Source organism: Paenibacillus zanthoxyli JH29 (assembly GCF_000520715.1).
Lineage (GTDB): Bacteria > Bacillota > Bacilli > Paenibacillales > Paenibacillaceae > Paenibacillus_AQ > Paenibacillus_AQ zanthoxyli.
This window is the reverse complement of sequence record NZ_ASSD01000509.1, coordinates 1-13,010: the sequence shown is the minus strand read 5'-3', so window position 1 is coordinate 13,010 and position 13,010 is coordinate 1. Positions and strand designations below refer to the sequence as shown.

The 13,010-nt window shown below is 52.3% G+C and carries 9 protein-coding genes and 1 tRNA gene; 8 read left to right on the top strand and 2 right to left on the bottom strand.

Annotated features, from left to right (window positions below; genetic code table 11):
* The 3 genes from L691_RS0119465 to L691_RS0119455 all read left to right on the top strand — a co-directional run.
* Positions 1-546: ABC transporter permease subunit (locus L691_RS0119465; protein WP_025692044.1), on the top strand; the 546-nt coding region annotated here is incomplete at its 5' end.
* Between the two features lie 184 nt (positions 547-730).
* On the top strand, positions 731-2,668 hold the full coding sequence (locus L691_RS0119460; RefSeq protein WP_025692043.1) for a WG repeat-containing protein: 1,938 nt from the start codon (positions 731-733) through the stop codon (positions 2,666-2,668).
* A 183-nt stretch (positions 2,669-2,851) separates the two neighbouring features.
* On the top strand, positions 2,852-3,598 hold the full coding sequence (locus L691_RS0119455) for a CAP domain-containing protein (RefSeq protein ID WP_025692042.1): 747 nt from the start codon (positions 2,852-2,854) through the stop codon (positions 3,596-3,598).
* Between the two features lie 138 nt (positions 3,599-3,736).
* Here the strand turns inward: L691_RS0119455 and L691_RS0119450 are convergent, their stop codons facing one another.
* The gene (locus L691_RS0119450; RefSeq protein ID WP_408634768.1) at positions 3,737-4,927 is read right to left on the bottom strand and encodes an oxalate decarboxylase family bicupin; all 1,191 of its coding nucleotides are present in this window, start codon (positions 4,925-4,927) and stop codon (positions 3,737-3,739) included.
* Positions 4,928-5,089: 162 nt separating this feature from the next.
* A tRNA-Lys gene (locus tag L691_RS0119445) sits at positions 5,090-5,162 on the bottom strand.
* Positions 5,163-5,347: 185 nt separating this feature from the next.
* On the opposite strand from L691_RS0119445, the gene L691_RS0119440 reads away from it, so the two are divergent.
* The 5 genes from L691_RS0119440 (at position 5,348) to gyrA (ending at position 12,987) form a co-directional block, all read left to right on the top strand.
* Positions 5,348-6,283 carry a GDSL-type esterase/lipase family protein gene (locus L691_RS0119440; protein WP_025692040.1) on the top strand — a complete coding sequence of 312 codons (936 nt, stop codon included), beginning with the start codon at positions 5,348-5,350 and terminating at the stop codon, positions 6,281-6,283.
* A gap of 18 nt (positions 6,284-6,301) precedes the next feature.
* Entirely contained in the window at positions 6,302-7,285 is a 984-nt protein-coding gene (locus L691_RS0119435) for an ABC transporter ATP-binding protein (protein WP_025692039.1), read from the top strand.
* On the top strand, positions 7,278-8,267 hold the full coding sequence (locus L691_RS0119430) for an ABC transporter permease (RefSeq protein WP_025692038.1): 990 nt from the start codon (positions 7,278-7,280) through the stop codon (positions 8,265-8,267). The genes L691_RS0119435 and L691_RS0119430 overlap by 8 nt, the downstream gene beginning before the upstream one ends.
* A 65-nt stretch (positions 8,268-8,332) precedes the next feature.
* Positions 8,333-10,315 carry a DNA topoisomerase IV subunit B gene (gene parE / locus L691_RS0119425; protein WP_025692037.1) on the top strand — a complete coding sequence of 661 codons (1,983 nt, stop codon included), beginning with the start codon at positions 8,333-8,335 and terminating at the stop codon, positions 10,313-10,315.
* Positions 10,316-10,545: 230 nt separating this feature from the next.
* Positions 10,546-12,987, top strand: coding sequence for a DNA gyrase subunit A (gyrA, locus tag L691_RS0119420; protein ID WP_025692036.1), 2,442 nt, complete (start codon positions 10,546-10,548; stop codon positions 12,985-12,987).
* Positions 12,988-13,010: the final 23 nt, after the last annotated feature.

Below are 13,010 nucleotides of genomic sequence, written 5' to 3'. Positions count from 1 at the left end.
AACCACCCCCAGCCGATCGGCGGCCTGCGTCCCGATTTCACCAATATAGGCTCCGGCTTTATCGGCAAGGGGCAGTATTCCATCCCCTATATCGTCATTATTGCCCTCGTCGTAGCGGTCATTGTCTGGGTCGTCTTTAACAAAACAAAGCTCGGCAAGAACATGTACGCCATCGGCGGCAATATGCAGGCGGCCAAAGTATCCGGCATCAATGTTGCCAAGAACCTGATGTATCTTTACGCTATCGCCGGCGCCCTGTACGGTCTTGCCGGTGTGCTGGAAGCCGCCAGAACGGGCGGCGCGACGAACAACTACGGCAACATGTACGAACTTGACGCTATCGCGGCCTGCGTCGTCGGCGGCGTATCCACCACAGGCGGCATCGGTACGGTGCCCGGTGTGTTGGTCGGCGTCGTCATTTTCACCCTGATCAACTACGGCCTGACCTTTATCGGCGTCAGCCCTTACTGGCAGCTCATTATCAAGGGCCTTATCATTGTGGCCGCTGTTGCCTTCGACATGCGGAAATACTCCGCGAAGAAATAAGCGGGCGGTCCATTAACAGGCAGTCCATTAACAAAGAGTTCAATACCACGTTAGCCAAGCCGCTTCCTTGGAGCGTCGGAATTTTTTCGCCGTCCGGGGGGCGGCTTTTCGTCGTCATCCCTCACAAAATGGGCGGATATCCCATATTCTATAGGTAAACGCCTTATGTCAGGGGGAGCGGAAAATGTTGAAAATTGATCTAAGCGGTACGCGGGAAGCAAAGAAGAATGCATGGAGGACGGCGGAAGTTTGGAAATGGGACGGCAGCGGATGGAATGAGCGCATTTCCCAGCCGGTGCAGGATGCGCGGACCTCGGAGATTGCCTATGCGGTTGTACCCTCTGAACCTGGCTGGTACCGGATTGATCTCTATAGCGGTGAGGGGGATGAATTTCAAGACGAAGCCGAATTGCGGGCCATTTCCCTTCACCCGGCACCGTTCAGGCTTAAAGAAGGGGTTCTCTGGGGATACATCGGAGACAACGGCCGTACGGTCATTGAACCCCGCTTCGACTATGCCGAAGAATTTCAGGAGAACGGGCTTGCCGTCATTCAAACTGAGGGTCACAGCGGCTTAATCAACACAGCGGGCAAAGAAGTGGTTAAGCCTGTTTACGTGTTTATCGGCTCTTTTGAAGAAGGACGCGCGGTTGCGAGCGACAGCAGGGGTTATTTTCTCATTGATGAGAAAGGAAAGCCGTTAACGGGACGCAGATACGACTATCTGAACTCTCTGCAGGAAGGGCGTGCGCTGTTTTCCAAGCAGACGGAAGGCAAATACAAATACGGCTATTTGGACCGTGACGCCCGGGAAGCCATTCCCGCTGGGTACGAGGATGCGTCAGACTTTAAAGATGGGAAGGCGCTGGTCAAGGTCCAGGCGGGAGAATTTGCATTAATCGGGAAAAAAGGCGAAGTCCTGCACACGTACCACTACCCTTTTGTCGGTAATCCGGGAGACGGCCTGCTTGCCTATCAGGCGGAGGAGAACGGCAAGTACGGATACATCGATGAGGAAGGAAAGCCGGTCATTAAGCCGCAGTTTACGTCGGCGCTGTCTTTTTCGGAAGGCAGGGCAGTCGTTAACATTGCGGAGAACTATAAGAACGCCTATGGCTTGATCGATAAGAACGGGACGTTTGTCATTCAGCCCAGCTACGAGTACATCCAGCAGCTCGGGGAGAACCGCGTCGCGCTCGGGACGCCTCTGAAGCCGGCTGAACCGTTCCGGGGCTCCTCGTATACCATAGCCGATGCTGTAACCGGTCAGATACTTGGCACCCATCCGCTGCGCGGAGTGAACAATTACAGTGAGGGACTCGCCTCCGTATATGATGAACACGAGACTTATTTCATTGACCGAAGCGGGAACCGGGCAGCACAGCCGCCGGTCGTCCCGGGCTCGGGCACCCTTTCATTCAGCGGAAGACTGATTAGAGCGGATGTGGATCAGCGCACCAGTTATTATGACCGTAACGGAAAGCAGGTGTGGAAGGAAAATACGCTCATTCCCCTCCGGCCTCCTTACGGGGTAGAAGAGCGGAAGTTTAAACCGGACATCAATTATTTGGTCTACTACCCGTATGTACTGGGATTTTCCGATCCTCGCGTGTCCGCCCGAGTCAATGACAGACTGAAAGAGCTTTCGCTTGTAAATGAGGTTATTCCTGAAGACCAGCGGGATTACAGCTACACGGGTGATTTTTCCGTTTCCTTTTTCCGCAAAAATCTGCTGCAGCTGGAGCTAGAAGGTTACCGCTTCCCCTATGGGGCCGCCCATGGAATGCCTACCCGTATTTTTACGCCCATCGATTTGCGGTCCGGCAAATTCTATGAGCTAAAAGATTTGTTCAAGCCGGCGATCAACTACACGGATAGACTCAGCGAAATTGTGGCCCGGCAGATCGAACAGGATCCCCAATACTCGTATGTATTCCCCGGCGCCTTCAAAGGCATTGCTCAAGGCCAGCCGTTCTATGTCGATGGAGAGGCGCTCTATCTTTATTTCGCACCTTACGAGATTGCCCCTTACGCCGCAGGTTTTCCAACCTTCCGTATTCCCTTTGCGGAGATTATGGGCCTGATCAACACCGAGGGAGTGTTCTGGCGGTCTTTTCATTAAAGGTAAAGGATCACAGCGCCGAGAGGAAGATTACAAAGATACACCGAAGTTGGCAGAAATTAGCGCCACACAACAGGTGAGTAGTATGTTACAATGTCCAAGGAACATATTACAACTTTGTAATCTTTGCCGCTATTCTCTTAATACGGCATAGACACAACAACTAGAAGAGGAGATGGCGGAATGAAGAGCAACATCGTAAAAGCACTACTAAGTGGAAGCGTAGCGGCGGTACTGGCGCTTGGCATATCCATACCATCGCAGGCACAGGCGGCTTCGGCGCAGGTGACAGACCAGAATGGAATCAGCTTTGAACAGCTGATGCAATATCTTCAGCAAAATTATGGTAAATCGTTCCCGTCGGATCTGACAGGTACAACAGGCGGTGATTGTCCCAATTCTGCTGAGGCTAAGCCGGCACCAGCGCCGGATGCAAAGCCGGTCGAGACTAAGCCGGTAGCAGCCCCAGCGGAAAAGCCGGCCGTAGCAAAACCGGCAGCCCCAGCGCCCAAGCCTGCGCCACCGGTGCAGAAAGCTCCTGAGGCTGCCCAGTCTGACAAATCTTCATTTGTCCAACAAGTAGTAGACTTGGTGAACCAGGAACGCGCCAAAGCCGGTCTTGCGCCGCTGAAAGCTCTTGACAGCCTGAACAAGGTCGCGGCGGCCAAAGCGACGGATATGCGCAGCAACAATTATTTCGATCATACGTCTCCTACGTACGGCTCGCCGTTTGATATGATGTCCTCTTTTGGCGTTACTTATAACTATGCCGGCGAGAATATCGCAAAAGGCCAGCGTACGCCGGAAGAAGTCATGAACGCTTGGATGAACAGCCCGGGACACAAAGCCAACATTCTGAACAAGAATTTCAACTATATCGGAGTGGGCTTTGACAATTACTATTGGGCTCAGGAGTTTATCGGAAAATAATACATTTGGGTTACCGCGTTACTATGAGAGACCGCCTTTCTTCCACTTAAGGAGAAGGGCGGTCTTTCTTTATTATAAGGCTATGTTAAATCAATAAGCTATCCAATAAAAATCGAGAGCCTTATTGTGCTAATGTACTTATCTATCAGTTCTCGGGTAATAAGAGAATCCCATGTTTTTTACTATAAATTGTTTTTCCTTTTGCAATGAGTTCATTAATTCTGGTCCTGCATTTAAGTTCTGTTGTACTAATTGATTAGGTGTAAGTGCCATCCACTGATTCAGTGAAATATCTTCAAAGCGGTCACTTTTAAACAGCTCCAACGCCCATACACTTTGATTACCTGTGTTTTGGATGTAGTGCCCGAAGGCGCGAGGCACGTACCCTACATCCCCAGCACGATAATCGAAAGTACGAGCAGTACCATTAGGTGCCATAACCGTCATGCGTGCCGTACCTGAGATATAATATTGCCATTCATCATTGTTTGGGTGCCAATGCATTTCTCTCATTGCGCCCGGTTTGATTTCCAACAACGATGCTGCAATTTGAGTCGAAATAGGAAAGTTGGTTGAATCCACTATACGTACTGTCCCGCCCGGAGTTACAATCGGCTCTTGTGCAAGTAGTCGATGTGTAAAAGTTTTTGGTACCGTACCGTGTGGGTCTGCTACTTGTTGACTCTCAAGTGAACCGGGAACATTTGCTTGAAAAATGTACCGTTGTTGTTTCGGGATATGTGTAAAAGCGCTTGTTGGAATACCAAAATTCGTCGATAATACATCTTTTGGCGTATGCGCGAACCAATCTGAGATAGATAAAGTATTGAGGTCAGAGAAATTACCGTCAGGGAAGACAAGCAAAAACTCACAGCCTTCTTCCAACCCTTGAATAGAATGAGGAATTCCGGGAGGGAAGTACCATAGGTCGCCCACACCTACATCAGCAATAAAGTTCCTGCCATTCTGGTCAACTGATGTAATGCGTGCTCGCCCCACAAGTACGATAGCCCATTCCGCTTGCTGATGCCAATGTAACTCACGTACACCGCCCGGTGTCAGAGCCATATTCACTCCCGCAATCGTGGTAGCAACCGGAAGTTGTCTAACAGTCACTTCCCGTGACCAACCACCGTGATTTAACTGCATATAAGTATCGGAGAAAGAAAACTTTAAGTTAGGAAGTGTTCCGGCATCGGTGACAGGCGAAACTAGCATGTCAGGGTTTTCAAGGTCTCGCATGACGTCCCGAGGTCCTAAATCCCACCAACCGGCACCATCATTTCTTATCGGTTGCGGTATACAGCCTTTCCATTTTTCATTTTCCAATATTTTCATCCCTTCTATACACTTCAGCCGTCACTGGGTAAGTGCCTAATATAAGTTATGAAGGGAGTAAGGGTTTGGAAATATGTCCCCCTTTTGGGTTTAACATAGCCTATTATAAAAACGAAAAAGAAGCGTGGGAGAACTCCCACGCTTCTACATTTATGGGTTATGCAGGGGTCGAACCTGCGACCTGCCGATTAAGAGTCGGCTGCTCTACCAGCTAAGCTAATAACCCGTTTCATTGATCAACGAAATATAGTATAACTCTAATTGTAGTGTTATGCAAGCTTTTTTTAATATTTTTTTGCACCTCTTTTAATTCCCTCATAATACTCTATATTTTCAGTACATTTGCAAAATAAGGATAGAAGAATTATGTTTAAATATAAGACATCTTATCGAACGGATGGAGGGATAGGTTTGAACGATTTCAAATGGACCTGGCGGGGTCTGAGCCTTGTGTCCATTGCGGCCACGCTGCTGCTGGTCATCGGTTTCATTTATGCAGCTAGAGATATTATGTCTCCCCGGGGGACCAGCTACTCCGTTGAAGCTCCTCAGAATACGGCGGCTCCCGCCGAAGAATCAGGCATTCTTAAGGTCGCGGCTGTTGGCGACTCGCTGGCCAAGGGGACGGGGGATAATACGGGCGAGGGCTTTGTGCGACGGGCCGTGGCAGGCTTGTCTGCGGACGGAACGAAGACCGAGCTCATCGGGAACCTCGGCATTAACGGCCTGACAACAGCCGGGCTGCGGGACAAGCTGAAAGAAGAAGGCGTACAGTATGTCCTCCGTCAGGCCAATATTATTCTTGTTTCAATTGGCGGTAATGATCTGTTTCAGGGAGCGCAGCGGATGCTGAATGAAACGGAGGGAGGAACGGATGCGAGCAGGAAAGCCGCGTCAGGGTCAGCAGAAGTTCAAGCGGGTTCCGGAGGGAGCGAAGGTGCCGCTGTGGGACGCGCTGCGGTTCCCGGCGGCGGTTCCTCGGAGAACGCTGGGTTAAAGGATCTGAATCCTGAGCAACTCCTCACGAGTCTTCCCAGCGCCTCGAAACGGCTGGAGGAAATTCTAAGCTCGATCTCCGACATTAATCCGCAGGCGCGAATTTACTATATCGGTCTCTATAATCCTTTCGGGGATCTTAGGGAGATGCTTATTCCGGGTAATCAGGCGGTAACGTCCTGGAATAATGCGGCAATGGATATCATTAACCGCAACACCGGCATGACGCTTGTCCCGACTCTTGATTTATTTAACGGCCATCTCGGCAAATATTTGTCCAGCGACCATTTTCATCCGAATGGCGATGGGTATCAGCGGATGGCGGACCGGATTGTTCAGGCGATAAGGTAGGGGAAAGAGGTGGAGTGCATGATAACGCATGACAACGAAAACAGTGCCGGAGCCGTCGTCTTATCCGTTGACGGCGTCCGCAAAAAAATAGGAAGAAAATGTATCATCGACAACGTTACCTTTGACGTCCGGGAAGGGGAGATTTTCGGCTTTCTCGGCCCTAACGGAGCGGGCAAGACGACGACCATTCGCATGCTGGTCGATTTGATACGGCCAAGCGAAGGTTCCATTACCGTATGCGGCTATAACGTCAACAAACAGCCCGAAAAGGCGCTGCAATATGTCGGCTCCATCGTCGAAAATCCTGAAGTCTATTCATATTTGACCGGCTGGGAGAATTTGCAGCATTTCGCCCGTATGCAGTCAGGGGTTGACGAGGAGCGGATTGCCGAGGTTGCCCGGACTGTCCGGCTTGACCAGCGTATACATGATAAAGTGAGAACTTACTCGCTTGGTATGCGCCAGCGTCTGGGGATCGCACAGGCGTTGCTCGGACGCCCTCGGCTGCTCATTCTGGACGAGCCGACGAACGGTCTCGATCCCAAGGGCATCAAAGAAATGCGGGAATTCATCCGCAGACTCGCTGATGAGGGAATGGCGGTGTTCGTATCCAGCCATCTGCTGAGCGAAATTCAACTGCTCTGCGACCGTGTCGCCATTATCAGCAGAGGACGCGTGTTGGCCGTTGGCGGCGTGAGCGAGCTTGTCGCCCGCAATTCGCCTTATGTGCTGTGGGAGCTGGAGCCGTACGAACAGGGCGCCGCCCTGCTGGAGTCTAGAGAGGGAATCCGGCTTGCAGACCCGGCCGAGCTTACGCTGGATGATACAGTCACTGCGAATCTGAGGAGCGGGTCCGCAGTAACGATTATGGATGACGATGCCGTACCGGATACTGTCGCGGCGCTCGTCGCCTCGGGAGTCGAGGTCAGAGCCGTGCATAAAATCAACCCGACACTGGAACAGCTATTCTTGAAACTGACGGAGGGTGAGACTATTGAATAGCCTGCTGCCGCTCATCCGTAATGAGTGCATGAAAATAATCAAGAAGAAACGCTTTTACGTCATTTTGCTTATTCTGGTCGTGCTTGTTCCGATGTTCACCTATGCCCAGATGCGTTCGGCGGAACGGAACAGGGCGAAGTTCAGTTCCGATTGGCGGCTGGAATTGCAGCAGCAGATTACCGATAACGAAAATTCGCTCAGCAGCAGCCGGATTCCGGAGGAGTGGAAGACTTACCGGCGAGTTTTTATCCAGCAGATGCAGTATTATCTCGATCATGATGTGAATCCGAACGAGCCCAGCGGCGTGACCTTTACCCGCGAATTTTTGGACAATTCGATTTCATTGTTCATCCCGCTAATGATCATGGCGGTTGCTTCCGATATTGTATCCGGAGAACGCACGACGGGAACCATTAAGATGCTGTTGACCCGGCCCGTTAAGCGCTGGAAGGTGCTCATGAGCAAAATGATCGCGCTGCTGATGTTTGTGTCTCTGATTATTGTATCAGCCTTTCTGGTAAGCTACCTTATCTCCGGCCTGGCCTTCGGGTACAGCGGCTTTAACGCGCCGGTCTTCACCGGCTTTCAGCTAAGCGGCGACTCGGTCGATATGTCCGCGGTTCATTCGGTGCCGCAATGGGAATATATGCTGATGCAGACCGGTCTCATTTGGTTCGTCAGCGTAGTTGTTGCCCTGCTGGCCTTTATGGTTTCGGTACTGTTCCGCAGTACGGCGGCCAGCATCGTCGTTATGATGGCCGCGCTAATCGCCGGCACAATCCTTACCAACATGGCATCGGCTTGGACTTCGGCCAAGTACCTGTTCATGGTTAACCTGGGCCTGACCAATTATCTGTCCGGTTCTCCGGCACCGATTGAAGGGATGTCACTGCCCTTTTCTATTGCGGTTCTAAGCATTTGGGGGATCGTGTCTGTAATCATTTCATTCGCCGTCTTTACGAAAAGGGATATTTTGAATTAGAATGTACAAAGTAACCAAAACATTTGTTTGCATTTTGGGATTAGAGAAGAGAAGGGGGAACATGAATGTCTGAACAGGTCGATATGTTCGCTGAAATCTCAAAGAACGGCGCAGCAGACCGGACTGGATACGATGCTGACGACATTCAGGTGCTTGAAGGTCTGGTTGCGGTTCGCAAACGGCCCGGCATGTATATCGGCAGTACGAGTTCCTCGGGACTGCACCATTTGGTATGGGAAATCGTAGATAATGCAGTGGATGAGCATTTGGCGAAGTACTGCACAAAAATTGATATCGTGCTGCGTAAAGACGGCTCGGTAACCGTTACCGACAACGGCCGGGGAATTCCGACAGGTATGCACAAAACGGGCGTTCCGACGCCGCAGGTCGTATTCACCATCCTGCATGCCGGCGGCAAGTTCGGAGGCTCGGGATACAAGAAATCGGGCGGTCTGCACGGCGTCGGCGCTTCGGTGACGAACGCTCTGTCGGAATGGCTTGAGGTTGAGATCTACCGGGAGGGCAAAATACACCGCCAGCGCTTTGAATATTGGGTCGGTAAAGACGGTAAAGAACATGTTGGAGAACCCGTTACAGGTCTTGAGATATTGGGCAATACGAACAAGACCGGCTCGAAGATCTCATTCAAGCCGGATATTCGCGTGTTCCAGGGAGGCATCTCCCTAAACTATGATACGCTTGCTGAACGGCTTCAGGAGATCGCATTCCTCAACTCCGGACTGCGCATCACCCTGACGGACGAGCGGGGCGGACGCCAGGACGAATATTATTATGAGGGCGGAGCCAGCGAATTTGTGCGCTATCTGAATGATGGCAAGGATGTGCTGCATGACGTCATCCATTTCAGCGCCGAGAAGGATGAGATAGAGGTAGAGGTCGCGATTCAGTACAATGGCGGATTTACCGAAACGATCGCATCGTTCGTGAACTCGATTCCGACCCGCAGCGGCGGTACGCACGAGACCGGATTCAAGACAGCGTATACGCGCGTCATGAATGATTACGCCCGGCGCACGGGGCTGCTGAAAGAGAAAGATAAGAATCTGGATGGCAGCGACCTGCGGGAGGGCATGATGGCCGTGATCAGCATCAAGATGTCCGAGGTCGAATTCGTCGGCCAGACCAAGGACCAGCTCGGCAGCGCCTCGGCGAGAAGCACCGTTGATTTTATCGTCTCCGAGAATATGCAGCGCTTTCTTGAAGAAAATCCGCAGGTGGCGCAGAGTCTGCTGAGGAAATCCATTCAGGCGGCCAAAGCGCGTGAGGCGGCCCGTAAAGCGCGGGATGAAATACGCAGCGGCAAGAAGCGCAGCGAAGGTTCTAATTTGGGCGGCAAGCTGTCGCCTGCGCAATCCAAAGATTTTTCCCGCACCGAGCTGTTCATTGTGGAAGGCGATTCCGCAGGCGGCTCGGCGAAGCAGGGGCGCGATTCCAAGATTCAGGCGATTCTGCCCCTCAAGGGCAAGCCGATGAATCCCGAGAAGGCAAAATTGCCGGAAATACTCAAGAACGATGAATACCGGGCGATCATTAATGCCATTGGCGCAGGAATCGGCTCGGATTTCACAGTCGAAGACTGCAATTATTCCAAAATCATCATCATGACCGACGCGGATACGGACGGCGCGCATATTCAGGTGCTGCTGCTGACGTTCTTCTACCGGTACATGAAGCCGCTGATCGATGCAGGGAAGGTATATATCGCTCAGCCTCCGCTGTATAAGCTGACCCGCAAATCGGGCAAGCTGGAAACGGTCAGATATGCCTGGACGGATGAGCAGCTTCAGAACTATTTGAAAGAGTTCGGCAAAAACTTTGAGCTCCAGCGCTACAAAGGTCTGGGTGAGATGAATCCCGATCAGCTATGGGAGACGACAATGAATCCCGAGTCGCGGACCATGCTTCAGGTGCAGATCGAGGATGCCACCAAGGCGGAGCGCCGTGTGTCCACGCTGATGGGCGACAAGGTTGATCCGCGCAAGCGCTGGATTGTCGAAAATGTCGATTTCACCGAGATTGCGGAGTAGTGACGAGAATTTCGAGGTTTAAATGTTTTGGCGTGTTGCGAAGCAGAGCGAAAGGTTTGGAACTGGAGGAGCGTTAGCGTCCGCCTTTGTCTCCGGATTCCCCCCCTTTAGGGTTAATTTCAGGGAATCTGGAGACAACAGCGGCCGGAAGTCCAAACCGTCGCGCAGCACCCGCGCAAATCACCAAATCTTTTATAAAGGCGACAGTTTGAGGAACAGAAGGTGAATGCATGAGCAGTTTATCCGAACAATTTTTGCCGGCATTTCTGGAAGAGGTCGTCGGCGACCGATTCGGCCGGTATTCCAAATATATCATTCAGGATCGGGCCATTCCCGACGTCCGCGACGGGCTGAAGCCCGTGCAGCGCCGAATACTGTACGCGATGTACGATTCGGGCAATACACCAGACAAGCCGTACCGCAAGTCGGCCAAGACAGTCGGTGACGTCATGGGGAACTACCATCCGCACGGCGACTCGTCGATCTATGAGGGCATGGTACGGATGGCGCAGCCTTGGAAAATGGGGCATGTGCTCGTTGACGGACACGGCAACTGGGGCTCGATGGATGATGATCCTGCGGCAGCCATGCGTTATACGGAGGCCCGGCTGTCACCGATTGCCATGGAAATGCTGCGTGACATCGAGAAGCGGACCGTGCTGTTTAAGGATAACTTCGACAATACGGCAAAAGAGCCGGTCGTCCTTCCTTCGCGTTATCCGAATCTGCTCGTAAACGGCACAAGCGGCATCTCATCCGGCTTTGCCACGGAGATCCCGCCGCATAATCTGCGCGAGACGATCGACGCCAGCATTGCGGTTATGCAGAAGCCGGAGATCGAGCTTGAGGAGATCATGACCTTTATGAAAGGGCCGGACTTTCCGACGGGCGGGCTTATTATGGGCGGCGACGGAATTATGGACGCTTACCGGACAGGCAAAGGGCGTATCTATCTGCGATCCAAGACGGAGATAGAGAATCTTCGCGGCGGCAAGCAGCAAATCGTCATTACCGAAATTCCGTTTCAGGTCGTCAAATCGCGTCTTGTTACCGCTATGGAGAATATCCGCCTTGAGAAAAAAGTTGAAGGCATCGCGGAAGTACGCGACGAAAGCGGCCGCGAAGGTCTGCGGATCGTTGTGGAGCTGAAGAAGGAGGCCGACGCGCAGGGGATTCTGGCCTACTTGCTCAAGAAGACCGACCTGCAAATCACTTATAATTTCAACATGGTCGCTATTGTCAATAAAGCGCCGCAGCAGCTTGGCCTTAAGGCTATCCTTGAAGCTTACATTGCCCATCAGCGTGAAGTCGTTACGCATCGCACCCAGTTCGATCTGGAGCGGGCGGAGGATCGGGCACATGTACTGGAAGGATTGGTCAAGGCCCTCAATATTCTGGATGAAGTAATCGCCGCCATCAAAGCGTCCAAGAATCGTCAGGACGCCCAGAACAATCTGGTCTGGATGTTCGGCTTCAGCGAAAGACAAGCCGATTCGATCCTCACTCTCCAGCTGTACCGCTTGACGAATCTGGAGATCAAGACGCTGGAGAAGGAACTGGAGGAGACGCAGAAGAAAATTGCTGCGTTGCGCAGCATTCTGGAGAGCGACAAGAAGCTGATCGGCGTCATCCGTAAGGAACTGATGGAGATCCGTGATAAATACGGCATCGACCGCCGGTCCGCCATTCAGGTCGAGGTGGAAGAGCTCAAGGTCAGCATTGAGGCGCTGGTCAACGCAGAGGATGTGCTTGTTGCGCTGTCGGGGGACGGCTATATCAAGCGGACAAGTATGCTATCCTTCACCCGCTCCGGCGGCGAACGGAATTCTTCCGGCGTCAAGGAAGGCGACTACATCGCTAACCTGCTTGACGTCAATACTCGGGACAGTCTGCTGGTATTTACACGCAAAGGGCAATATTTCCTGCTGCCCGTCCATCAGATTCCGGAGTTCAAATGGAAAGATCCGGGCACTGCGGCTGTAAACGTGATCAGTCTGGGCAAGGGAGACAGCATAGCCGGAATGATACCTGTAAGCAATTTCGAAGAGTCTGACCAAAGCCTGTTCTTTATAACCCGCAAGGGGCAGGTGAAGCGCACCGAGCTGAAGGAATACTTCACCAACCGCAGCGGTGCTGTAGCCGCATGCAAGGTGGGTGCGGAGGACGAAGTACTGACCGTTATGCTGAGCAGTGGAGACAAAGATCTAATGCTAGTCACCAAGGAAGGAATGAGCATCCGCTTCCGCGAGAGCGAAGTCAACCCGATGGGCCGCGTGGCGGCCGGCGTAAAAGGGATTCAGCTTCGCGAAGGCGATGAGGTGGTGTCCTCCTTCCGCGTCTCGGATGACGAGGGAGAGGTTCTGGTTGTGACTGAGCTGGGCTACGGCAAGCGAAGCCTGCTGCTGGATTATATGCCGCAGAGCCGGGGCGGCAAGGGATTGCCGACATTTGAATTCAAAGAAGGCAAGCGCGTTCGTCCGAACGGCAGCCGCATTGCCGGCGCATTTTACTGCAGAGAACCGTTCGAACTGACTGCCATTACACGCGAAGGGGCGCTGCACCCTTTCTCTTCGGAAGCCGCGCCAATCGCCGACCGGCGTTCGACCGGCAAGCTTCTTGTTCCGCTGGAGAAGAAAGACGAGATCATCAGCGTGCAAATTTCCGTGAATTAAAGCGGATTTTATCGATATCGGCA

Coding starts and splice junctions, on each gene's coding strand:
- L691_RS0119460 (WP_025692043.1), top strand. CDS start 731: ATGTTGAAAATTGATCTAAGCGGTACGCGGGAAGCAAAGAAGAATGCA.
- L691_RS0119455 (WP_025692042.1), top strand. CDS start 2,852: ATGAAGAGCAACATCGTAAAAGCACTACTAAGTGGAAGCGTAGCGGCG.
- L691_RS0119435 (WP_025692039.1), top strand. CDS start 6,302: ATGATAACGCATGACAACGAAAACAGTGCCGGAGCCGTCGTCTTATCC.
- parE (WP_025692037.1), top strand. CDS start 8,333: ATGTCTGAACAGGTCGATATGTTCGCTGAAATCTCAAAGAACGGCGCA.
- gyrA (WP_025692036.1), top strand. CDS start 10,546: ATGAGCAGTTTATCCGAACAATTTTTGCCGGCATTTCTGGAAGAGGTC.